Genomic DNA, 25696 nt, shown 5'->3' with positions numbered 1-25696 from the left:
TAATAAAAAAATTTAGATTATTTATTGCTTTACTGTTTACGAGTTTACTGATAACAAAAACGCCCCCAAAAATAGGGGCGTATATTTATTCTGAGAATAAATTCTAATAATTTTCCGAATTCTGCGAACCAAGATTAAAAAGAATGCTGAAGCGAAGCGTATTTGATAACGGATTTCTATTCACTCCATTTCCTGAGGGAATCAGGTAAGAAAAATTTAGTCCAAACACGTTATAATTCAATCCGGCGCCCACCGTAAAATATTGCCGGTCGCCCTTTGTGGGATTTTCATAAAAATAACCAAGCCTGAGAGAAAACTGGTCATTGTAAGTATATTCACCACCTACAGAAACCTGGAATTCTTTTAATTCTTCACTAAAACCTCCCGGCGCGTCGCCAAATGAACTGAACCAACTGCCTACCACTCCTTTATTATGATAATTTACCAACCCTGCCGAATCACCAATAGCTGGCGGAGTAGGAACTAATAACTTATTTACATCCAGGCCAAAAGTAATTTTACTAGTCTCATCAATTACATTCACATAAGCGGCGCCTAAACCTAAATTAGCAGGAATGAAATCCTTTTCCTGTGCATCATTTGTATAAGAAATTTTTGATCCAAGGTTAGAAATTGCCACTCCCCAATTGAAGCCGGAAACTGTTCCGCCTTCTGAACCATCGCTGAATAATGATAAATCGCCTGCAACGGCAGTCCCGGTTTTATAAGTGGAACCGCTGGCAGATTGACCATTGGCCAGGTTGGAATTAATATATCTGAGGGATATTCCGAGTCCAAGCCTGTCAGAAAGTTTCCGTGAATAACCCGCATCTACAGCAAATTCGCGCGGCCGGTAGGTTTGCAAATCATTCCCGCGGTTATCAGTAAACTGGATATTGCCGAGACTAAAATAACGAACCGATCCAGAGATAGCCTGCATCTCATCAATCTGGTGATAACCAGCCGCAGAAACAAGGTACACATCATTTAAATCAAGGCCTTTAAGCCAGGGAGTATATGTTAAAACCAGGGCAGATTGATCTTTGGCAAAAGGAATTTTGGAAAGATTCCAGAAAATAGAGCTTGCGTCAGGAATAGTAGCTATTCCTACATCGCCCATGCCGCCTGACCGCGCATCAGGAGAAATGCGGAGAAAAGGAACTGCCGTAGTAACTACATTGATTGGATTGGCAGATTGTGCTTTTAGAGAAACAGTCGCTCCAATCAACACTATAATTGCAGTCAACTTTAAGAGGAATCTTTTCATGAAAAATTAAAATGTACTTGTTAAGTAGAGTTCTCTTATAATTGTTGGGATTGAAGTTTGTAAAAATAATTTTTTTTTTTAAACAGCCAATTAAAAATAAATGCCTGCCGCTTTACCGGCAATGCAGAATGAACGCTTTCAGCTATAATTTATTGCATGCAAAACCTTTTAAAAGAGATTTGAGGATATTGCAAATGCTCCCGAGAAATATACTCACCGGCGCGAAAATAATTAGTAAAAAATGCCCAAGTGTGAAGGGTTTGCAAAAAAAAGTATAACGCTATAATTTAAGTTTCCCAATAAATCAAAACCAAATAAAGTAATTATATTCGCATTGCAAAACAGCGGTTCACAATAAGAAAGTAAAGCTTTCGTTATTTAATCTGCAAAACAAACCTACATGTCAAAATCATTAACCGCCGGAAACCTTACCCTATTTGTTCTGGCAGCACTGGTAATTCTACCTTCCTGTAAAAACGGTAGCATCTTCGGAAAAAAGAAGCATGAGCAATCCTCTGTTACAGGGTGGAACTATGATGATAAAAATTTTGGAAATTTTCATGTTCTTAAAGCAAATGAACAGAAAACCGGGCCAGGGCTTGTTTTTGTCCAGGGTGGTACTTTTGTGATGGGCGCTAAGGAAGAAGATGTAATGGGCGATTGGAATAACGTTCCGAGAAGAGTGAGTGTCAACTCATTTTATATCGATCAAACAGAAGTGGCCAACGTTCATTATCGTGAATATTTATATTGGCTTTCTAATACCTTTGATAATGATACCGCTATTATGAGAATGGCATTGCCCGACACATTAGTATGGAGAAGCGAGCTTGCTTATAATGAGCCGTATGTCGAATATTATTTCAGATACCCTGCTTATAATTTTTATCCTGTAGTAGGTGTAACCTGGGAGCAAGCTCACGATTTTTGCATCTGGAGGACCGACAGGGTAAACCAAAAATTATTAATTGACCAGGGATATCTTAATAAAAGGTCTCCATTAACCGCAATGAAAGGTGGCGGCGGCGAATCTACTTTTAATACTGATACCTATATAATGAATTCTGAACTTATTGACAATAAATCAGCCCCTAAAAAAGGCGGTTTAAAAGATGTAAGCGGAAGGCCAAGAAAAGTAGTTACTCTTGAAGATGGAATCCTTTTGCCAGGATACAGGTTGCCTACTGAAGCCGAATGGGAGTATGCCGCTTACGGTATCATCGCTCAAAACCCTAAACCACGCACTAAGGAAAAAAATCACGGTGAAGAGGTTATCGCTAACCAGCAGGTATATTCATGGAGCAAAAATGTGAACGGGCTTCGTGATAATCGCCGCGGTAGCTGGCAGGGTGAATTTTTAGCCAACTTCAAAAGAGGAAGTGGTGACGTGATGGGAGTGGCAGGAGGGTTAAATGACCGCGCAGCTATTCCGGCCCCGGTAAATTCGTTCTATCCAAATGGTTATGGCTTATACAACATGAGTGGAAACGTAAGTGAGTGGGTGGCAGACGTTTACCGCCCAATGACTTCAATAGATGAAGATGATATTAATCCTTTCCGCGGCAATAAGTTTACAAGATTTTATAAAGATGAAAATGGCGAATACGTTAGAGATACGCTTGGCAGGTTGAAGAAGGAAGTGGTTCCTGACTCCGTAACCGTGCAACGCCGTAATTACCAAAAAGGTGATGTGATTAATTACCTGGATGGCGACTCCATTTCAAACGTAACTTATGGATATGGTATCACTACTTTAATTAGTGATAAATCCCGCGTGATCAAAGGCGGAAGTTGGAACGATATGCCTTACTGGCTATCTCCGGGAGCGCGCAGATACATGTCTCAGGATGAATCAAGCAGCACAGTCGGATTCCGTTGCGCAATGACACGGCTTGGAAGCCCTGAAGGAAATGGTTTTAAAGATGGCAACATCTTTGGAACAAGGAAACAAAACAACCGCAAGAAATAATATAAGTTAAGGGTTCCTCCGTCCTACAAAATAATTTATTACAACCTCTTATTTTACGATAGGAGGTTTTTTTTTGTTGAATGATAAATTAGTACCTGTTCCTAAAACTCCCAAAAGATGATTTATCCAAATTTCATAAAATATAATTAAAGCTCTTCACTGAAAAGCAGTGCGCTATTTAGTAAAACAAATTAAAATAGGATAGATAACAGGGCTGTTAATTTATTCTTACTCCTCATAATTTTCACCGGTTTTACAGCTTAATATTAGTAAACTTGCAAACGCCGGAATAATACCTTTACGAAAGCGTTCTTTGTTTACAAACAGGAAATGACATGGTCAAAAAAATAGTAAAAATAACAGGCATTGTTCTTCTCTCGCTTATTATAATTGCCTTCCTCCTACCGCTTCTTTTTAAGGGTAAGATTATGGCGATAGCAAAAAAGCAAATCAATAAAAATTTAAGTGCCCAGGTAGATTTTAAAGATGTCGATATTTCTTTTTTCAGACACTTTCCGCACGTGGCGGCAGGCCTTGAAAATTTACAAATCATCGGCACGGGCGATTTTTCAAAAGACACTTTACTATCCGCAAAAAAAATTGATGTAGCGCTCAACTTCATGAGTCTTTTCGGCGATGCTGAGATGAAAATTTATTCGATTACAGTTGATAAACCGAGGGTTCATGCAATTGTAAATAAAGAGGGAAAAGCAAACTGGGATATAACCAAACCAGATACTTCTGCAACCCCGCAAAAAGAAAGTGAATTTAAATTGTCGCTAAAGAAATACACCATTAACGATGCCTACATAAGCTACGTTGATATCCCCGGCAATATGAGCACCGAAATATTCCATTTAAACCATTCAGGCAGCGGCGATTTCACCTCAGATCTTTTTACCCTGGCCACAAAAACTACAGCAGAATCCGTTTCGTTTACTTATGCAAACATTCCTTACCTGGTAAACGTCAAAACAATATTAAATGCAGATATTCAGGTAAATACTAAAAATGAAAAATATACTTTCAAGACGGATGATATTGAATTAAATGACCTAAAGCTTTCAACGGAAGGTTATTTTCAATTTGTAAATGACTCTACTTATGGAATGGATATCAAATTCAACGCACCCTCTACTGAATTTAAGACCCTGTTATCGCTGGTACCGGCAATCTACAATAATGATTTTTCTAAAATTAAAACCAGCGGCAAAGCAGTGTTTAATGGATTTGTAAAAGGTGAGTATAATTCGGTAAAAATTCCTGCCTACCATATTAACCTGAATGTTGAAAAAGGTTTTTTTCAGTATCCTGATTTGCCGCAACCGGTAAAAAATATTGGACTTGCCGTTAAAGTTGACAATCCCGATGGAATTACAGATCATACTGTGATAGACGTATCGAAAGGACATATCGAATTTGGAAACGACCCGTTTGATTTTACATTATTTTTAAAAAACCCCGTCACAGTTCAATATATCGAGGCTGCTCTGAAAGGGAAGCTGAATCTTGCGCAGGTTACAAAGTTTATAAAACTGTCAGGCGACACGAAGCTTTCCGGATTACTGGACGCAGATGTTTCGGCAAAAGGGAATTTGGCAGTGATTACCCAACAAAAGCCAGGGCCCTTCACTGCAAACGGATTTTTAAATATCAGCAGCCTTAATTACTCATCAAGCGACTTTCCGCAGCCAATTAGCAACAGTAACGTACAGATTAAATTTGAAAATCCTGATGGCGTTGCGGACCACACAGTAATTCAAATTCCCGCAGCTCATCTGGAGATTGGCAACAACCCCATAGACTTTAATGTATTGATAAAAAATCCTGCCAGCGTGCTTTATTTTGATGGAGCTGCAAAAGGTAAATTTAACCTGGCTTCAGTAAGTCAATTCACAACACTGGAGCCAGGAACCAAATTATCCGGAATGCTTGCTGCCGATCTGACTTTTAAGGGGAACAAAGCAGCAATCGATAAAAAAGAGTATGAAAAAATTAATACTTCCGGGAATTTAAATATTTCAGACCTGGATTATGTAAGTAAGGATTATCCGCAAGGCGTTAGGGTAAAAAATGCCGGCTTTATTTTTAACCCGAAAAATATTATACTTAATTCATTAAGCGCAGCGTACCTGTCTTCTAATATTACTGCGAACGGCTCGCTGGACAATGCAATAGGATATGCCTTAAAAGATGAGCCTATCGCAGGCAACCTGAACGTACAGGTCGACAAATTAAATCTCAATGATTTTATGGGCACAGACACAGCGTCAAATGAAAACCAAACTTCTGAGCCTTTTGTAGTCCCTAAAAATGTATCTTTTGTTTTGAATGCGGACGTTGATAAAATGATCTATGATAAAACTGAATATGATAATTTAAAAGGATCTGTTATTATTAAAGACCAAATGGTTGATTTAAGGAATATCGAAATGAATGCGCTCGGAGGAACGATAAATATGAATGGATCCTATTCTACAAAAAATGACAAGTTGCATCCTGATGTCGCCTTAAATTATGACGTTAAAAACCTTGATGCACAAAAAACATTCTTTGCGTTTAACACAGTTCAAAAATTAATGCCCGTTGGTAAATTTATATCGGGCATTATCAATTCACAACTGTCCATGACCGGAAAGCTCGGCTTAGACATGGCGCCTGACATTGCAACTTTGACAGGAAAAGGTGATGTTCTTTTATTAAATGGATTTTTGCAAAAGTTTGCTCCGGTTGAAAAATTAGCGCAGACATTGAATATTTCCCAATTAACTGATTTTGCGTTGAAGGATATAAAAACCTATTTTGATTTTGCAAATGGAAAAGTATTGGTTAAGCCATTCCATGTAAAAGTGAAAGATATTGATATGGAAATTGGTGGTGTCCACGGCATAGATCAATCTATTGATTATGTAATAGGCATGAAGTTTCCAAGAAGCTTAATGGGCGCGCAGGGCAATGCATTGATTAATAATCTGGCACAGAAAGCATCCTCTACCGGAATTCCTGTTAAGGTAAGCGATTCTGTTAACCTGACTGTACGAATGGAAGGCTCAATAACAAATCCCATTATTAAAACAAATTTGAAAGAGTCGGCCGAAAGCATAGCTACAGAAATGAAGCAGCAGGCTACCGAATTTGTAAAGACTCAGATCGACAGTACAAAAAATACGGTGCTGGATTCTGCAAAAGCAATTAAAAACCAGGTAGTAAAGGATTTAAAGGAAGACATTGCAAAACAATTGATTGGTGGAAAAAAAGACAGCGCTTCGTCGGAAGAAAAGCCCCTGGAAAATGCGAAGAAAAATGCAGAGAATACAATAAAAAATTCACTCAATAATTTATTGAAGAAAAAAGATAAGGCCGAAAAAAAGTAGACAACCAAGCCCATTGGCATTCAACAAAAAAATCCTCTTTAGTCGATGGCTAAAGAGGATTTTCTATTACGTTTTTTCCTTTTACTGATTAAGATTCACTAGCTCCTTCCACAAGCACAGATGCTTTGTTATGCAGTACTTCGACAAAGCCGCCCTGTATATTGTATTGGGCTGTAGTATTTTTATCTTTAAGAATTTTGAGTTTTCCTGCCTTCAAGGCGCTTACGATAGGCGCATGCTTATCGAGCACTTCAAACATACCGCTTATGCCCGGTAGCTGAACTCCATATACATCTCCACTAAAAATTTTTTTATCCGGAGTTAATATTTCTAAAGTCATAATTGTATTAATTAGCTGGTTGGCTAATTAGCTAATTAGCTAATTAAGAATTGGCTGCTTCCATCATTTTTTTACCTTTCGCGATGGCATCATCCAGGTTTCCCACCAGGTTGAAAGCGGCTTCAGGATATTCATCTACTTCGCCATCCATAATTGCGTTAAATCCCCGGATGGTATCTTCAATTGAAACCAATACTCCTTTCAGACCGGTAAACTGTTCAGCAACGTGAAACGGCTGAGATAAGAAACGCTGAACTCTTCGTGCGCGGCTTACAGTCAGCTTATCTTCATCGCTCAATTCATCCAAACCAAGAATGGCAATAATATCCTGTAATTCTTTATAGCGTTGAAGGGTCAATTTAACGCGGTTGGCACAATCATAATGTTCATCACCCACAATTGCGGGAGTTAAAATTCTGGAAGTAGAATCTAACGGATCCACTGCCGGATAAATTCCAAGGTCGGCAATTTTTCTGCTCAATACTGTAGTTGCATCCAGGTGGGCAAAGGTGGTAGCAGGCGCAGGGTCAGTCAAATCATCCGCAGGTACGTACACCGCCTGAACTGATGTGATAGAACCATTTCTTGTTGAAGTAATTCTTTCCTGCATCAATCCCATTTCTGTTGCAAGCGTTGGCTGGTAACCCACCGCAGACGGCATCCGTCCAAGAAGCGCGGAAACCTCAGAACCTGCTTGTGTAAAACGGAAAATATTATCTACGAAAAACAAAATATCTTTTCCTTTTCCCTGGCCGTCGCCATCGCGGAAATACTCGGCAACCGTCAATCCGCTCAAGGCTACACGTGCTCTCGCTCCCGGCGGTTCGTTCATTTGACCAAAGACAAAAGTCGCTTTTGAATCTTTTAACTCCTCCATGTTTACCGCATCCAAATCCCAGCCACCTTCTTCCATACTGTGAATAAATTCTTTGCCATATTTCATGATGCCAGCCTCAATCATTTCTCTCATAAGGTCATTCCCTTCGCGTGTTCTTTCCCCTACTCCGGCAAATACAGATAATCCACTATAAGCCTTTGCAATATTATTAATCAGTTCCTGGATTAAAACCGTTTTACCAACGCCGGCTCCACCAAACAAGCCGATTTTTCCTCCCTTGGCATAGGGCTCAATCAAATCAATCACTTTTATCCCTGTAAACAGCACTTCTGTAGCGGTGCTTAAATTTTCAAATAATGGAGGCTTGCTGTGGATTGGCCTTCCATTTTTTTTGCTTACCTGTGGCAAGCCATCAATAGCATCGCCGGTTACATTAAATAAGCGTCCATTTATCGCTTCGCCGGTAGGCATCAATATCGGAGATCCGGTATCTATTACTTCAATACCACGTTTCAGGCCTTCAGTACCATCCATTGCAATGCAGCGAACGCTGTCTTCGCCAAGATGCTGCTGAACTTCCAAAACCAGTTTGGATCCATCTTCTTTTTGTAATTCCAGTGCGTTAAAAATCTGCGGAAGGTGGCTCACATTTTCAAAATGTACGTCAACCACCGCGCCAATGATTTGTTTGATTTTTCCGGTATTTGCCATAAAAATTTATTAAAGAAACTTGTATTCAATTTGGCCGCAAAGGTAAGATGAACCAATCAAAACGACAACTAAGATCATGGAATATTTTAACCCGATTTGCTAATTAACCGGTAAATAAAAAAAAGAGGTTTTTGTTCGTTTACTGTAAGATAAGAATCTATTCTTTCGATAATAACCGGTCGGGTGGTTTAAATAATTTACCAATAACCGGCAAGCGGTTTACTTCGCGCCATTCAACTTTTGAGATAAAAATGAGGTAAAGTAATATAAAAACAGTTGCAGTAATAATGCCTATCCAAAAGCCGGGGAAAACATGTTTTATTAATTTATGCAATAGGTAAATCAGCACAACGATTATTATATAAGCGCACAATTTTTTCCAGGCATAGGGAATCCTGTAATCTCTTTGGCCCCACAAAAACGAAATCACCATCATGGTTCCATAACATAAAAACGTAGCCCAGGCACAGGCCATATAACCGAAATATGGGATAAAAAAATAGTTTATGATAAGTGTAACCGCCGCACCAATTAACGTGATATATGCGCCGGCTATCGTCTTGTGCGTAAGTTTATACCAAATTGATAAATTATAATATATCCCTAAAAACATATTCGCCAACAACAAGATAGGTACGACTTTGAGCCCCGTCCAGTAAATTTTTAATTTTTGGGGATCGGTACTCAAAAAGTATTTCCAAATATCAATATATAGCGACACTACCAGGAACATTGTAGTTATTGTAATTACAAAGAATTTCATCACCCGGGCATACACCTTTTGCGGATTCTGGCCTTCTGATTGCTTAAAGAAGAAAGGTTCTGCCCCCATGCGGAACGCCTGTATAAACAAGGTAATCAGAATAGACAATTTATAGCACGCCGAATAAATAGCCACCTGGTCTTTGGCTTCTGTAATTGTTTTTACGGGTGCAAGCCACGAAAGCATTATCCTGTCGAACGTTTCATTTATCATGCCGCCAAAGCCGGCAATTAAAAGGGGCATTGAATAAATAATAATGGTTGTCCAGACTTTCTTATTAAACTTCCACTCAAAAGCAGAAAATTCTTTGTAAAGGAGCAGAAAGGCAAAAACAGACGCACATAAATTTGCAATAATTATGTAGCCAACACCATAATTTGGATCATAAAAAGCAGCTATAAAACCATTTGGGTTTTGTTTAGCCAGTTTTGGGCAAACGGATATCAGGAAATAAATCACCAGGATTTGTAATACAATTTTGCAGATCATTATCATGGCGTATTTCCTCGGCCTTTGATCAAGCCTGAGTTTTGCCAGCGGAAGTGTAGCCAAAGTATCGAAAGCAATAATCAATGCAGAACAGGTAATAAATTCAGGATGATTATCCAGCCTTAAAAAATGTGCTGTAGCGCTTCGGGAAATAATTAATAACGCTGTTAAGAAAAATGTGCTGCAAATGACAGAAATGGTCGCCGTGCTATAAATGTCCTTTTTGTACTCGTCTTTGGTGGCAAACCTGAAAAACGCCGTTTCAATGCCGTATGTAAAAATCACGTTCAAAAACGGAATGGCAGCATACAAAATGCTCATATCTCCATATCCGTCTACACTTAGCTTTAGGGTAAGATAAGGAGTAAGTAGATAAAACAAAAACCTGGCAGCAATAGAGCTTACGCCATACCAGATAGTCTGTCCTGCTAATTTTTTTATGCTGCTCAAAAAAAGATGAGTTTAAAAGAAGGCAAATTTAATCCTTAAACTTTTTAAAAACCAGGTGAAACTAATACATGAATGAGGGATAAATGCCCTGGTGCAAAGGTACAAGATGGAAGCGCCCGAAATCGCCGTGCTACACAAATTAAAATCGCTGGAATCATTGGCGTTAACCGCAATCTTCAAAAACAAAAAGCTGCTTATTTGTTTCTTTACTACGCATCAGGTTACAAAATAAAACAGGAGCATGATGCTTCCATCTTACTCCTGTTTTTATAGAAATAATACTTAATTTATTCTTCCTCGTCAAATGCCATAGCCTCTTTGGTAGTCATCAGCAATTCATACTCTTCTTTGCTACCCACGATCATGTTTTCAAAATCCCTTAACCCGGTACCTGCAGGTATTGGATGCCCAGTGATTACATTTTCTTTCAGGCCAAGCATGGTATCTGTCTTGCCCTGGATGGCAGCAGAAGATAACACCTTGGTAGTTTCCTGGAATGATGCGGCTGATATCCAGCTTTGCGTTCCCAATGAAGCTTTTGTAATACCCAACAATAATGGTGAAGAAGTAGCAGGACGTGCATCACGGAATTCAACTGTCTTTTTATCTGCGCGGCGAAGGATTGAATTTTCTTCCCTCACTTCTCTCAACGTTACTATCCGTCCAGGGCGCATTTTTGAGCTTTCGCCGGAATCTGTAACCACTTTTTTATCGAAAATCCAATCGTTTTCAGCGTTAAAATCAAGCCTGTCTTCAGTGTCACCCTCAAGAAATTTGGTATCGCCCGCATCTTCAATAGTTACTTTACGCATCATCTGGCGAACTATTACTTCGATATGTTTATCGTTAATTTTTACACCCTGTAAACGATACACTTCCTGAATTTCATTCACAACATATTCCTGCACCGCAAATGGCCCTTTGATAGAAAGTATATCTGCAGGAGCAATTTGTCCATCAGATAAAGCCACACCGGCTTTGATGAAATCGCCTTCCTGCGCAAGGATTTGGCGGGTCAACGGAACTAAATATTTCTTAATAACACCATCTCTTGCTTCCACGATTATCTCGCGGTTTCCACGTTTGATATTTCCAAAAGAAACCACACCATCAATTTCAGAAACTACTGCCGGATTACCTGGATTTCTTGCTTCAAATAATTCAGTAACACGTGGCAAACCACCGGTAATGTCTCTTAATTTACCCAAAACACGCGGTATCTTAACAACCACCTGACCGGCCTTCACTTCCTCCCCTTCTTCCATTGTGATATGAGAACCAGCAGGTAGGTTATACCCTTTGGATTCCTTTTTGCTTTCAATTATCATGGAAGGAATACGTGATTTGTCTTTTGTTTCAATGACTACTTTTTCTCTATGCCCTGTCTGCTCATCAGCTTCCTCGCGATAAGTAACCCCTTCAATGATATTTTCAAATTTCAGCACCCCATCAATTTCAGAAATAATAACGTTGTTAAACGGATCCCATGTGCAGATAACATCGCCCTTGGAAACCTTCTGACCGTCTTTTACATTCAAAGTAGACCCATAAGGAACATTATTGTTAATAAGCAACCTGTCATTTTTAACGTCCATTATCCTTACCTCACCCGTGCGGCCAATCACCACCTTAATTTTTTCGCCCAGGTTATTATACGCTTCCACAGTGCGCAGCCCGTCAAACTGAATAGTTCCGTCAAACCTGGCGGTCAATGTAGATTCAACTGAAGCTGAACCAGCCACACCACCCACGTGGAAGGTACGAAGTGTAAGCTGTGTACCAGGCTCACCTATTGATTGGGCTGCAATAATTCCGACAGCGTCTCCCTTTTGTGCAGTATACCCTGAAGCAAGATTCTTACCATAGCACCTTACACAAACTCCCCGATGGCTTTCGCAGGTAAGTACGGAGCGGATTTCCATACTTTCAACGCCTGCCTCAGTAATCGCATTAGCAATATCTTCGGTAATAATGGTTCCGGCTTCCACCAGAATTTCATCGCTCACCGGGTCATACACATTATGCAAAGAAGTTCTTCCTAAAATTCTATCATACAAAGGCTCAATAACATCTTCATTATCTTTTAATGCTGAAACGGTAATTCCTCTTAATGTGCCGCAATCTTCCTCATTTATCACCACATCCTGGGCTACATCCACGAGCCTCCTGGTAAGATAACCAGCGTCCGCAGTTTTCAATGCAGTGTCGGCAAGACCCTTGCGCGCACCATGCGTAGAAATGAAATACTCCAATACGTTCAAACCATCTTTGAAGTTTGAAAGAATAGGGTTTTCAATAATTTCACTTCCGGTGCTTCCTGACTTACGGGGTTTTGCCATCAATCCCCTGATTCCGGCAAGCTGCTTAATTTGTTGTTTGGACCCACGGGCGCCGGAATCCAACATCATATAAACGGAATTGAATCCCTGCTTATCTGCTGCCAGCTCCTGTATCAGAGTTTCTGTAAGGCGTGTATCCACGCGGCTCCAGATGTCAATGATTCCATTGTATCTTTCATTATTTGTAATCAGACCTGCATTATAGTTGTCCCAAACTTCATCTACCTCGCCAGATGCATTTTCAATCATCGAAACTTTTGTGTCAGGAATGATAAGGTCGTTAATGTTAAAAGACAAGCCACCTTTGAATGCCATGCGAAACCCTAATTGTTTGATATCGTCAAGGAATTTAGCGGTGGTTGGAATATTAGTCCATTTGATGATGTTACCAATAATTTCCCTAAGCGATTTTTTAGTCAACAACGCATTTACGAAACCTGCATTTTTAGGTACGTGCTGATTAAATATGACTCTTCCTACAGTTGTTTCAATTAATTTGTTGGAAAGAGAACCATCCTGGTTCCTTACGTTCACCTTTACCTTAATTCCTGCATGAAGATCAAGCTGACGCTCGTTGTAAGCAATAATTACTTCTTCAGGAGAATAAAAGATTTTGCCTTCGCCTTTAACGGGTTCTTCAGGAGTTGATTTTTTACCTTTAGTGATATAATACAATCCCAAAACCATATCCTGTGATGGAAGAGTGATAGGAGTACCGTTCTGAGGATTCAGAATATTATGTGAAGAAAGCATCAGCATTTGGGCTTCAAGAATTGCCGCACTGCTCAAAGGCACGTGAACGGCCATCTGGTCACCGTCGAAATCCGCGTTGAACGCAGTGGTTACCAACGGATGAAGCTGGATTGCTTTTCCTTCGATCAATTTAGGTTGAAACGCCTGTATAGAAAGCCTGTGTAATGTAGGGGCACGATTCAACATAATCGGATGTCCTTTTAAAATATTTTCAAGAATATCCCAAATGATCGCTTCTTTTTTATCGACTAATTTTCTGGCGCTTTTTACTGTTTTCACAATTCCCCTCTCAATCAGTTTGCGAATAATAAATGGCTTGAACAATTCGGCAGCCATATCTTTTGGCAAGCCACATTCGTGCATTTTTAATTCAGGCCCTACTACGATTACAGAACGTCCTGAATAGTCAACACGCTTTCCCAAAAGGTTTTGACGGAACCGGCCTTGTTTACCTTTCAATACATCACTCAATGATTTTAAGGCACGGCCACCTTCTGCTTTTACAGCGTTTGATTTGCGGGAATTATCAAATAATGAATCAATAGCTTCCTGGAGCATACGCTTCTCATTTCTGAGAATCACTTCAGGCGCCTTAATTTCCAATAGTCTTTTTAACCTGTTATTGCGAATAATAACACGGCGGTATAAGTCATTCAAATCTGAAGACGCAAAACGTCCTCCATCCAGAGGAACCAAAGGACGAAGCTCTGGCGGAATCACGGGGATATACTGCATCACCATCCATTCCGGACGGTTGTTGATTCTTGTATTTGCATCGCGGAAACCTTCTACTACACTAAGACGCTTTAAAGCATCTGCTTTACGTTGCTGTGAAGTTTCGTTAGCGGCGCTGTTGCGAAGATCAAATGAAAGCTGGTCGAGATCAATTCTTTGTAACAAATCGTGAACCGCCTCAGCGCCCATTTTTGCAATAAATTTATCCGGATCTTCATCGGGCAACATTTGGTTTTCTTTGGGAAGCGTATCCAGAATGTCAAGATATTCTTCTTCAGTCAACAGGTCGCCATAGTTCTGGCCTTTATCAGCCCTGATGCCGGATTGGATTACCACATATCTTTCATAATACACAATGGTTTCTAATTTCTTAGAGCTCATTCCGAGCAAATAACCAATCTTATTCGGAAGTGATTTAAAATACCAGATGTGAACCACCGGAACTACCAGCTTAATGTGGCCCATTCTTTCGCGGCGCACCTTCTTTTCTGTAACTTCAACTCCACAACGGTCGCACACGATGCCTTTATAGCGAATACGTTTGTATTTGCCGCAGGCGCATTCATAATCTTTTACCGGACCAAAAATTCTTTCGCAAAACAAGCCATCTCTTTCTGGCTTGTAGGTGCGGTAATTAATGGTTTCGGGTTTTAAAACTTCACCATAGCTTCTTTCCAGGATTGAATCAGGGGAAGTAAGGCCTATGGTAATTTGAGAAAACGTTGGACGTGGCCTATTTTCTTTTCTTTGCATATATTTTTTAGCTTTAAGCTCTTAGCTTTTAAAGAAGCTAAAAGCAAAATTTTAATTATTTGTTCGTTTACTGTCGGCTTAGCCAAAAGCAATTGAATTATTCAAACTGAAGATCTAATCCCAAACCTCTTAATTCATGAACCAATACATTGAATGATTCCGGAACGCCCGGCCTTGGGATATTGTCGCCCTTCACAATAGCTTCATACGTTTTTGCCCTGCCGATGATATCATCAGACTTCAATGTCAGTAATTCCTGCAGGATGTTTGACGCGCCATAGGCTTCCAATGCCCAAACTTCCATTTCCCCAAATCTCTGTCCACCGAATTGAGCTTTACCACCAAGGGGCTGCTGTGTAATCAAACTATATGGCCCGATAGAACGTGCATGCATTTTATCATCCACCATGTGGTGTAATTTAATCATGTAAATCACTCCAACGGTGGCCTTCTGGTCAAAACGTTCGCCGGTTTCACCATCATACAGGAAAGTATGGCCAAATAATGGAAGGTTGGCATCTGCGATTTCTTTTGCAATCTCATCAACTGATGCGCCGTCAAAAATCGGAGTGCCATAAGTTTTTCCAAGCTTTTCACCTGCCCAGCCCAAAACAGTTTCGTAAATCTGCCCAAGATTCATACGGCTTGGTACACCCAGCGGATTCAAAACGATATCAACCGGAGTTCCGTCTTCAAGGAACGGCATGTCTTCCTGCCTTACAATTTTCGCAACAATCCCTTTGTTTCCGTGGCGACCAGCCATTTTATCTCCCACTTTCAGCTTGCGTTTTACACCAAGATAAACTTTAGCCAGTTTTAATACTCCGGCAGGCAACTCATCGCCTATGGAAATATTGAACTTTTCGCGCTTGTATCTTCCTAACTCTTCGTTGTATTTGATATTATAATTATGCAACAGGACATTGATATGCTCATCTGTTTTTGAATCTCCGGTCCAGCCCAGCGGGTTCACATTCTGATAGTCTATGTTACTCAGATTTTTTTGGGTAAACTTGGCGCCCTTTCCTATCAGCATCTCACCGAAATTATTGCTAACGCCGGCAGAGGATTTATCTTTTAATAAAACCAGCAGTTTACTGATTAACAACTCATGAAGATCGGTGTCATTTTTTTCATGAACCCTGTCTATTTTTTCCAGGATAGACTTTTCCTTCACTTTGCCGTTTTTATCCTTTTTGGCGCGCTGGAATAATTTTTTGTCAATTACAACGCCTTCAGTTCCGCTTGGTGCCTTCAAAGAAGCATCCTTTGCATCACCGGCCTTGTCACCAAATATAGCGCGCAATAATTTTTCTTCCGGTGTAGGATCACTTTCGCCTTTTGGCGTAATTTTTCCGATAATGATATCACCTTCTTTCACATGTGCGCCTACACGAATTACACCGTTCTGATCAAGATCCTTTGTAGCTTCTTCGCTAATGTTGGGAATATCAGGAGTTAATTCTTCCTCACCTAATTTAGTATCACGAACTTCAAGCTCAAACTCATCAATATGAATAGAAGTAAATAAATCTTCCTTCACTACTTTTTCACTGATTACAATTGCATCTTCAAAATTATATCCCTTCCATGGCATGAAGGCGACCTTAAGGTTTCGGCCCAAGGCAAGCTCACCATCTTTGGTAGCATAGCCTTCGGTCAGGAAATCGCCTGCCTTTACAACCTGCCCGATTTTTACAGCGGGGCGAAGATTGATACAAGTGCTTTGGTTGGTTTTAATAAACTTGGTCAGCCTGTAAACAATTAAATCATTTTCAAAGCTTACTATTTTTTGAGAATGGCTTCTGTTATAGCGAACGTGAATTTCATTTGCATCTACGTATTCAACCACACCATCACCGTCTGCATGAATCTGAATTCTTGCATCCCTGGCCGCTTTACCTTCGAGCCCTGTTCCCACAATCGGCGCCTGCGGCAAAATCAATGGAACTGCCTGGCGTTGCATATTTGACCCCATCAGCGCACGGTTGGCATCGTCATGTTCAAGAAATGGAATCAGCGAAGCGCTCAAACCAACAATCTGGTTAGGAGCCACGTCCATATATTCCACTTCATTTTTTTCCAGAATCGGGAAATCACCTGTCTCGCGGGATTTCACTTTGTCGTATATAAAATCTGAATTATCATCCAGGGGCGCATTTGCCTGTGCAATTTTAGCTGTATCCTCTTCCTCTGCGCTTAAGAAATACACCTTTTTCATGTCCACATGTCCATCATGTACTTTACGGTATGGCGTTTCAATGAAACCCATTTCGTTGATCTTCGCGTGAACACAAAGAGTGGATATCAATCCAATGTTTGGCCCTTCAGGAGTTTCAATAGTGCAAAGGCGGCCGTAGTGAGAATAGTGAACGTCACGAACTTCAAATCCCGCACGCTCCCTGCTCAAACCGCCGGGCCCGAGGGCGGATATACGGCGTTTATGTGTAATCTCGCTTAATGGATTTGTCTGATCGAGAAATTGAGACAATTGTGAAGTTCCAAAGAAAGAATTGATAACGGAAGATAAAGTTCTTGCGTTAATCAGGTCAACTGGTGTAAACACTTCATTGTCCCTCACGTTCATCCTTTCACGGATAGTACGGGCCATACGGGCTAAACCGACGCCAAACTGCGCATATAATTGTTCGCCTACCGTACGGACACGGCGATTGCTTAAGTGGTCAATATCATCAATCTCGCTTTTAGCATTGGTTAATAAAACCAGGTATTTAATGATGGCAATGATATCTTCTTTAGTCAATACCTTTTTAGTGATAGGATAATCCAGGCCCAGTTTCCTGTTGATTTTGTACCGGCCTACTTCACCAAGATCATAGCGTTTATCACTGAAGAATAATTTATCAATAATGCCTCTTGCTGTTTCGTCATCGGGGGCATCTGCACCGCGCAACTGCCGGTAAATATGCTGAACCGCTTCAATTTCACTGTTTGAAGTATCCTTATTTAAGGTATTATATATAATTGCATAATCGCCGCTTACTTCTTCGCGCTGGATAAATACACTCTTTACATCCAGCTCAAGTATCATTTCAATGTTTTCTTCATCGAGGATAGTATCTCTTTCCAGAACGATTTCATTTCTTTCAAGGCTTACAACCTCTCCGGTATCTTCATCCACAAAATCTTCCACCCAACTGCGCAACACACGCGCCGCCAATCTTTTTCCCACATTGGCTGCAAGTGTTTTTTTGTCGGCTTTCACTTCCACAGCCATCCCAAAAAGTTCCAGGATGTCTTTATCAGTTTCATACCCGATAGATCGAAGCAAAGTGGTAACGGGGAATTTTTTCTTACGGTCGATATAAGCATACATTACATTATTAATGTCTGTAGCAAATTCCATCCAGGCTCCTTTAAAAGGAATTACCCTGGCAGAATAAATTTTCGTTCCGTTTGGATGAGTGCTTTGACCGAAGAAAACGCCCGGAGAGCGGTGTAGTTGAGAAACTACTACCCTTTCAGCGCCATTAATAACAAAAGTACCGCGCGGCGTCATATAGGGAATGTTTCCCAGGAAAACGTCCTGCACGATAGTCTGAAAGTCCACGTGTTCCTCATCGTTACAACTTAAACGAAGTTTAGCTTTTAGAGGAACTGCATAGGTTAATCCCCTTTCGATACACTCTTCAATGGTGTACCTGGGTGGATCAACAAAATAATCCAGGAATTCCAGCATGAAAATATTACGGGTATCATTAATAGGAAAATTTTCCTTAAACACACGGAATAACCCTTCTACGTTACGTTTGTCGGGGGTGGTTTCTAACTGGAAAAAATCTTTAAAAGACTGGATTTGTATTCCTAATAGGTCTGGAGTTTCCGCCAAATGTTCAATTTTTCCAAAACTGAGTCTTTGTGTCGGAGCTACTTTAGTTGAAGGCATATTTTAGTTAAAATATTTTAAAATGAGAGAGCCTTTAAAACGGATTATTATATTAAATTGTACACGTGCCGAAATTTAAAGGATTGCAAAAGTAAACATTTTTTTGAAACTGAATAAATTCTTTACCAAACCTTAACCATTTTTTTGAACTCTTCAAAATAAAGTTTCAAACACCGATAATTTCCGAATTTGGGAAAAATGTTTCTTTTAATGGATAAACCGTGCAATAATCACAACTATGTTTTAATTGTAATCGAATATGCCTTAATTTTGCGCCACTTAAATAACCATTTAAAATTTAAACCATGAAAAAATTATTTTTTCTTCCTGCAGCAGCAGCAATGTTATTTTTAGCTTCTTGTGGCGGCAATAGCTCAAGTGATGAAAATTCAACAGCTACAGAAGATACTACTACCGCACCTGCAGCAGCAGAAGCGCCCGGAGCTGATATTCCCGGAATTGACACCGTTTCAGTAACTGACCACATTAAGCTTACAGGGAACGATCAGCTACAGTATGATATAACCCTTTTCAAAGTAAAAGCAGGCCAGAAAATTACTTTAGATTTTAAAAATATAGGTACTCAGCCTGCAGCAGCTATGTCTCACAACGTAGTGATATTGCAACAGGGAACAGATGTACAGAAATTTGGCGAAGCCGCAGTTCCTGCAGCAGCCACCGCACACATTCCTGAATCAATGAAAGATGATGTAATTGCCCACACTAAATTGTTAGGCCCTGGTGAAAGTGACCAGATTACGTTCACTCTTCCTGATGCAGGCGTTTATGACTTCATTTGCACTTTCCCAGGCCACTTTGGCACTATGCACGGAAAGATTGTTGCTCAATAATTAATCAAATCTCTTAAACTTTTGAAAGCGGCCTTCCATGGCCGTTTTTTTTATACTTATACTTATCTTTCGGTTAGAAAATAAAAAAGAGAGAGATTTGTTTGCCTACCGGCAGGTATGGTCGCTTGCTATGGTTAATTATTTTCAGGATTCACAAAAGATTTCTTATGATACGTTCTTTACTTCTTCTTGCTTTTATTTGCTTTGCTTCAATTGGTAAATCCCAAAAAAAAGAAAAGCCTGTAAGTGTAATAGCCTATTATGCCGGAAGCCCCACTATGATCGATAGCTTTCAGGTGGAACAGCTTACCCATCTTATATTCAGCTTTTGCCATTTAAAAGGTGACACGTTATCTGTGGCCAATGCGCGCGACAGCGCTACCATCAGAAATATGGTCAGTTTAAAAAAACGGAACCCCAATTTAAAAGTAATGCTCTCTCTTGGAGGCTGGGGCGGCTGCAAAACCTGTTCGGATGTGTTTGCAAGTAAAAAAGGAAGGAAAGCCTTTGCAAAATCAACCAAAGATTTAAACGACTATTTTGGAACCGATGGAATAGACCTTGACTGGGAATATCCTGTCGTGGAAGGCTACCCGGGACATCCCTTTAGCCTTGCCGACAAGAAGAATTTTACTGCGTTGGTAAAGCAGCTAAGAAAGAAACTGGGCAAAAATAATGAGATCAGCTTTGCTGCCGGAGGGTTTCCTTCTTATATTGATTCTGCCATTGACTGGAAAAAAGTAATGCCTTTGGTAAACCGGGTGAATTTGATGAGCTATGACCTTACCAGCGGCTTCAGCAAAATTTCCGGCCATCACACGCCCTTGTATTCTTCGCCGCAAAAAATAGAATCAGTAGATAATGGTGTAAATAAATTAATTGCAGCCGGCGTGCCTGCCAATAAAATAGCGGTAGGCGCGGCGTTTTATGCAAGAATTTTTAAAACAGAAGATACCGCCAATCACGGACTATATCAGCCTGCTCAATTTTACCGGGGCGTTCCCTATAAGCACTTTGCAGATATCTTTACCGGCAATCCCGGATTTACCAAATATTGGGACCCAGTCGCAAAAGCGCCCTACGCATTTAATGCAGAAGAAAAACTATTCGTTACGTATGATGATTCAACTTCCATAAAATTAAAAACTGAATACGCAATAAAAAACCACCTGAATGGCATCATGTTTTGGCAACTGGCAGAAGATACTTTTTCAGATGGATTGTTGAATATAATTGACGAAAGGAGAAGTGAAACGGATAAAAATGATTTTCATTTTTAGAAAAACCTATAGTAAACAGACATTCATTACCTTTTTTTATTTTGGCTTTTAAATCAAGAGTTTCGTAATATTATTCGCAAAATAATCTGACTTCATGCCAAGTCTCCTGCGGAGACTCGGCTAAGACATGGATTATTGAATATAATTGAGGAAAGTAGGAATGAATCGGAATAAAAAAATAATATTCAAATTGGTTAAGTTACATATTTTTTAAAAATCCTTCAATTTTTCCTTTGGAATCGTATTCTTTAAAGAATCAATCACTTTAATATTTTTTTCTTGTTCTGCATTGATTAAGTTCATTTTTTTTTCATCAAAAATGGAAAAGCTAAAAGAATAAACTGGTTTACAGTTTATATAATAAGTGGAGGAAGTTTTTTCTGCAACCACATTGTTAATCTCAGAAGTCCAATATGATGAAATATATTCATCTTTATAGTAAAAAACGGCCCCAAATCCATTCTGACAAGTGATAGGCTTTGTGATTGTCGTTATTTTTACAGGCATCCCGTATTTTGTAAGAAAAGCATTATCAACCTCATTGTGTAAACCTTGTAACCCAATCTCTATTTTTATCAAAATGCCATTATGAAACGTTAAGTAAATATTATTGACATCTATTCCACCTGCCTGAAAATAATTTAGATAAAACACTTTTACATTTTTTGCATAAACAGCATGTGTGTCAAATTCTTTTTCTAAAGTCGAAGAATCTTTTTTTAATTCATACATTTCTGTAAGCGAGGTAGATTCGGCATTCTTTAACGGAATATTTCCCAAAGTATACGCTGTATAATCATATTTCACATCTGGCAATTTAGAAAGGCTGTCAATTATACTTATATTAGTTTTATTGATCTTCAGATTTCCAAGTCCCTCTATCTTTTGCTTTTTATAGTGAGGATTTTTTACTGTTTCTATATTTTGGCCATATCCAAGTATAGGCAATACCCATAGAATAAATAGTATTTTTCTCATACGCAATTTTTTACTAAAGTAATAAATGTTCATTTCATTTAAAAGTATTCCCCTCTTTGTGGCGGGTGTCCCCATTCTACATTTCTCAATCATAATTTATCCGTATAGTAAGTCATGAGGTTAAATTTATCTTTCCCTGTTTCGTAAAACCGGGGAGATGAGAACTTATAGTCAATTGGATCTTTACAAAATTGCAAATGGGATTGAAGAGGGCTGTAATGCAAATAATCCAATTTTTCTCCTGGCCATCTTTCTGCCGGTTATCAATATTGCCAAAGGGTCTCTTTGCCAGAAGATATAATTCTGTCTTCTTGTTCTGTTTTATAATCACTTAATTATTATCGGATTTTTTCTTTCGTACTCCTAAATATTTAAAAACCGCCTACATTTTTCTCAGATACGGATCTTTTAAATGTCGGGTGAGGAGACCAGCCAGGAGGGAGAAATCCCGTTATTCTTACCAAAATAATAACCACGGAATGACAGGTATTTTATTGGGCATGAGGGGTAAAAGTTTGAAATAATAACGCATTCATTTTTCTAAAGGATTTGCCAACAATTGAATCCGTCCAAAGCTTTGGTATGGTTTTAGACTTATCAGGTAAACTTAATCTAAACCCTAACCGTTAAAACAAACAACCATGAAAAAAGTATTTTTAGCAATGATTGGCGCTGCGCTTTCTTTTGGCGCTTTTGCCCAGGACTCCACGGGCACTTCAACGACCTCTCCTACTGAACAAACGCAACAGCAACAGAAGGACATGTATGTTTTCAAGAACAGTAAAATGTGGACCGTCAAAAACGGGAACATCGCTGCGATGGCCAATGACGTAACTCTATCTGATGGAACTGTGGTAAAAACCACTGGTGAGATTACAAAAAATGGCAAGACAGAAGCCCTGAAAGATGGCCAGTATATTGACGCAGACGGGAATATCGGGGAAACAACTGAAAAATAAGATGGTTTTTTCGTTTTTCATTTATTCCACAAAGAGGTTGCCTTACAACGGCAACCTCTTCTTTTCACATACGCTTTTCCACGCGATGATTAGTAGCATCAAATAAGGCAGTCATCACTTTTCCGCGAGCAATTCATCAATTATTTTATTGAATTCTTTTTTGAATTCCGTGTAATGTTCTCCTGTTGCCGGGCCGTTGAAACCACTTTCGATTTTGCTGATGTTCCCTTTCTTATCTACGAAAATGGTCGTAGGAAAGGCATTTATTGATTCCAGTTGTGGTAACGTTTTTTCAGCTCGTAAAGAATCTGAAACGGTTACGCCGGTTATCAGGATGGGATATTTAACATTGAATCTTTTTTTGAATGGCTGCAACGCTTTCTGGGATTCAATAAAATCGGTGGTTCGCTCATAAGAGAGGCCGATTATTTCGACTCCGCGTTGGTGATTTTCATCGTAATAATCACTCAGAAATTTTGTTTCATCCATACAATTCGGGCACCATGAACCCAGGATTTGAATCACTACCACTTTGCCCTCATATTTTTTATCATTAATAGAAACTTCACTTCCATCAGTACTGTTTGGAAAGGTGAAATTTAATTTACCCGAACCGGCTTTTATTTTTGTTTCACCAAAACCATCCTCTACTTCTGCTTTAGCATTTTTCACGGCATTCCAATCACTGATACTTCTTGCGCCGGAATAAAATTTACCTCCTGATATCTTTTTATCATTATCAATTTTTGCTGTAAATAAAAAAGCATGTGCCCCATCAAAAGTGGATAATTTTAAACTATCGCCACTCACCACGCCATCTAAATAACGATAATCGCCGGTAGGATCCAGAAAGGTTCCTGATAAATGTGATCCTTTCTGTTTGAATTCTGCAACAATGGTATCCGAATTATTTTTTGTTTTAAATTCCGTTACCCATCTCCCGGTAATATTTGCAACCGGGGGACCAGAAACATGAAATCTTTCTTTCGTATCATACACCGCTTCAAAAGGCAAGACCTGTATTCTTTCACCATACTTTTTTATCCAAATTCCTTCTAAGTTTCCTGCGCTATTTATTTTTGCTTTGAAGCTTGATTCAAAGAATGGCATTTCGATAAATACAGAATCGGCACGGGTTTGAATGCTGTCGACCAACAAATGTTCCTGGCCGTTTATGACATACATGATTTTTTTGCCGGCACTATCTTTACTTTGAAAATTAAAAACAATCTGTTGACCATCCGGCCGTTGAATCGTTGCCCTCCAAAAACCATTTTTCAATTGGGTTGGCTTTTCTGACCATCGGACAGCAACCAAAGCAAAAACAAAAATGCAAAATCCAAATACCATTTTATGAGGAACCATTTCTCTTTTTTTCATAATATTTTTTGTTCTTTTTAAAACCATTTTAAAAGACGACACAAATCATTGTGTTGAAAAATCATTAATACCGCCGTTTTTTATTTTTTTATGTAAAATAAAAAACGGCGGTATTTGTTTATTTAACGTCAAACCATAGTCTTGTGGTCAATACATCTGCCCCCTGGTCACTTAACGCTTCCTGGTAACTTTTTCCATTTAGCGATTGTTCTGTTCCAGGATAAATAAATCTCAAAGGAATTTGTCCGTTCAAAACCCCGGCAACAGCAGGTTGCAACTGTGGATAATCCAGTCTGCGCCATTCAGCGTACGCTTCCAAACCCTGGCCGAATAAGGCGATCCACTTTTGTTCGCCAATTGATTTCTTAAAGTTGGCAGCATCATATTCTACATCTGCAGAATTAACGTAAGCAGTTGCATCTGCATTAGAAATATTATATTGATCTAAAGAAGCAAGAATAGCTTGTTTGTATAGATCTCCTGCATTCTCGTTCGTGAAGCCACGCGCAGCCGCTTCAGCTCTGTCAAACAAAACTTCCGCATAACTTATAATCACTGCCGGAGCATGAGGATTGCTAAAATAATCACCGGGCTTTGAGGTTTTTGAAAATCCATAACTACTTGCATCACCTACCAGCAATCCATTCGGAAGCCCCACATATTGCTGCGGAGTTGGATCTTTTGTTTTGTTAGCATAAATTGGTAACCGCGGGTCATGAAGTTCAATTAATTTATCAACAATTGTTTTACTGATTCGATAATCATCCCTTGTGTCAAAATAATTACTGATCGGATTTTGATTTGGGGAATTCAGATACACCAGTTGTGCAATTTCATCGTTACTACTAATAAACGAGCCGCCTTCATTTTGAATGTCTGCCAAAACCTGTTTTGAAATTTCAGGTTCCCGATCTGAAATACGAAGTGCAATTCTTAACCGCAGAGAGTTCGCAAACTTTTTCCAAAGAGAAATATTATTGTTGTAAATGATATCCCCTGCTATTGCTTTTCCATCTGGATCAAGAGCCGCCTGTGCAGTTTTTAAATCATCTAATATCCCTTCATAAACATCTTTTTGCGCATCATAAGCCGGTGTCAGATATTTATCGATCTGGATGGCTTGCGAATAAGGAATATCACCGAAGGCATCTGTAAGCAATGAAAAAGCCCATGAGCGCAAAACAAGCGCTACCCCTTTGTAGTTTGGATTTTCCTGCTCATCAGCAAGGTTAATTATTTCATCAAGATTTACAATGCTTGAATATTCCACGGTCCACAATTCCTGGAAATCATTATTGGTGAAAATATACCGGTCAGGATCGGTGTATTGTATCATCGCCCAGTGTTGTACAAAAAGTGAACTGGGGTTGGTACCTCGTGTAATTGCCCAATATTCATCTATCGCAGATTTTGTAGCCGCTGTCAATAAATAATTTGGCTGAGCTATTTGTGCTGCATTTGGATTTCTGTTCACCTTTACCAGCTCTTTTTTGCACGATGTTACTGAAAATAAAAGGATGGAGAAAAATAGTAAAGAAGCATATTTAAGTTTCATGATTA

General features: G+C 39.4%; 15 protein-coding genes. 6 read left to right on the top strand and 9 right to left on the bottom strand.

Translation table 11 applies throughout. From position 1 onward, the window contains the following. Window positions 1-103: 103 nt before the first annotated feature. The gene (gene porV / locus EFY79_RS08320) at window positions 104-1267 is read right to left on the bottom strand and encodes a type IX secretion system outer membrane channel protein PorV (RefSeq protein ID WP_123120233.1); all 1164 of its coding nucleotides are present in this window, start codon (window positions 1265-1267) and stop codon (window positions 104-106) included. Between the two features lie 400 nt (window positions 1268-1667). Between porV and EFY79_RS08310 the strand changes: the two genes are divergently transcribed. Further along, on the top strand, window positions 1668-3236 hold the full coding sequence (locus EFY79_RS08310) for an SUMF1/EgtB/PvdO family nonheme iron enzyme (protein WP_123120231.1): 1569 nt from the start codon (window positions 1668-1670) through the stop codon (window positions 3234-3236). Between the two features lie 335 nt (window positions 3237-3571). Next, on the top strand, window positions 3572-6610 hold the full coding sequence (locus tag EFY79_RS08305) for an AsmA-like C-terminal region-containing protein (RefSeq protein ID WP_123120230.1): 3039 nt from the start codon (window positions 3572-3574) through the stop codon (window positions 6608-6610). 88 nt (window positions 6611-6698) lie between these two features. Here EFY79_RS08305 and atpC read toward each other — a convergent pair whose 3' ends face one another. The 3 genes from atpC to EFY79_RS08290 all read right to left on the bottom strand — a co-directional run bounded on the left by atpC (window position 6699) and on the right by EFY79_RS08290 (window position 10201). After that, the gene (gene atpC / locus EFY79_RS08300) at window positions 6699-6950 is read right to left on the bottom strand and encodes an ATP synthase F1 subunit epsilon (protein WP_123120229.1); all 252 of its coding nucleotides are present in this window, start codon (window positions 6948-6950) and stop codon (window positions 6699-6701) included. A gap of 43 nt (window positions 6951-6993) precedes the next feature. Then, window positions 6994-8499, bottom strand: coding sequence for a F0F1 ATP synthase subunit beta (gene atpD / locus EFY79_RS08295; RefSeq protein WP_123120228.1), 1506 nt, complete (start codon window positions 8497-8499; stop codon window positions 6994-6996). A 157-nt stretch (window positions 8500-8656) separates the two neighbouring features. Continuing rightward, window positions 8657-10201, bottom strand: coding sequence for an oligosaccharide flippase family protein (locus tag EFY79_RS08290; RefSeq protein WP_123120227.1), 1545 nt, complete (start codon window positions 10199-10201; stop codon window positions 8657-8659). Between the two features lie 72 nt (window positions 10202-10273). Here EFY79_RS08290 and EFY79_RS08285 point away from each other — a divergent pair, with 72 nt between their 5' ends. After that, window positions 10274-10474: a hypothetical protein gene (locus tag EFY79_RS08285; protein WP_123120226.1), complete on the top strand. Its 201-nt coding sequence runs from the start codon at window positions 10274-10276 to the stop codon at window positions 10472-10474. A gap of 14 nt (window positions 10475-10488) precedes the next feature. Here EFY79_RS08285 and rpoC read toward each other — a convergent pair whose 3' ends face one another. Continuing rightward, on the bottom strand, window positions 10489-14781 hold the full coding sequence (gene rpoC / locus EFY79_RS08280) for a DNA-directed RNA polymerase subunit beta' (RefSeq protein ID WP_123120225.1): 4293 nt from the start codon (window positions 14779-14781) through the stop codon (window positions 10489-10491). Between the two features lie 97 nt (window positions 14782-14878). After that, window positions 14879-18688 (bottom strand): DNA-directed RNA polymerase subunit beta, encoded by a 3810-nt coding sequence (rpoB, locus tag EFY79_RS08275; RefSeq protein ID WP_123120224.1) that lies wholly within the window; start codon window positions 18686-18688, stop codon window positions 14879-14881. Between the two features lie 305 nt (window positions 18689-18993). Between rpoB and EFY79_RS08270 the strand changes: the two genes are divergently transcribed. Next, window positions 18994-19539, top strand: a complete 546-nt coding sequence (locus EFY79_RS08270) for a plastocyanin/azurin family copper-binding protein (RefSeq protein WP_123120223.1) — start codon at window positions 18994-18996, stop codon at window positions 19537-19539. A gap of 167 nt (window positions 19540-19706) precedes the next feature. Then, window positions 19707-20819 (top strand): glycoside hydrolase family 18 protein, encoded by a 1113-nt coding sequence (locus EFY79_RS08265; RefSeq protein WP_123120222.1) that lies wholly within the window; start codon window positions 19707-19709, stop codon window positions 20817-20819. A gap of 210 nt (window positions 20820-21029) precedes the next feature. On the opposite strand, the gene EFY79_RS08260 is transcribed toward EFY79_RS08265, so the two are convergent. Then, window positions 21030-21797 carry a hypothetical protein gene (locus EFY79_RS08260; RefSeq protein ID WP_148041877.1) on the bottom strand — a complete coding sequence of 256 codons (768 nt, stop codon included), beginning with the start codon at window positions 21795-21797 and terminating at the stop codon, window positions 21030-21032. Window positions 21798-22438: 641 nt separating this feature from the next. Here EFY79_RS08260 and EFY79_RS08255 point away from each other — a divergent pair. Next, window positions 22439-22756 (top strand): DUF6799 domain-containing protein, encoded by a 318-nt coding sequence (locus EFY79_RS08255; protein WP_148041876.1) that lies wholly within the window; start codon window positions 22439-22441, stop codon window positions 22754-22756. A 114-nt stretch (window positions 22757-22870) separates the two neighbouring features. Here EFY79_RS08255 and EFY79_RS08250 read toward each other — a convergent pair whose 3' ends face one another. Together EFY79_RS08250 and EFY79_RS08245 are read right to left on the bottom strand one after the other, a co-directional pair. Further along, on the bottom strand, window positions 22871-24136 hold the full coding sequence (locus EFY79_RS08250; RefSeq protein ID WP_123120362.1) for a peroxiredoxin family protein: 1266 nt from the start codon (window positions 24134-24136) through the stop codon (window positions 22871-22873). Between the two features lie 118 nt (window positions 24137-24254). Next, a complete protein-coding gene (locus EFY79_RS08245; RefSeq protein ID WP_123120219.1) occupies window positions 24255-25691 on the bottom strand; it encodes a SusD/RagB family nutrient-binding outer membrane lipoprotein in 1437 nt (478 codons plus the stop codon). Window positions 25692-25696: the final 5 nt, after the last annotated feature.

The sequence above is a fragment of the Hanamia caeni genome (assembly GCF_003721595.1).
GTDB classification, from domain to species: Bacteria; Bacteroidota; Bacteroidia; order Chitinophagales; family Chitinophagaceae; genus Ginsengibacter; species Ginsengibacter caeni.
The sequence above is the reverse complement of the archived record's forward strand: the minus strand, read 5'-3'. Positions and strand labels throughout refer to the sequence as shown.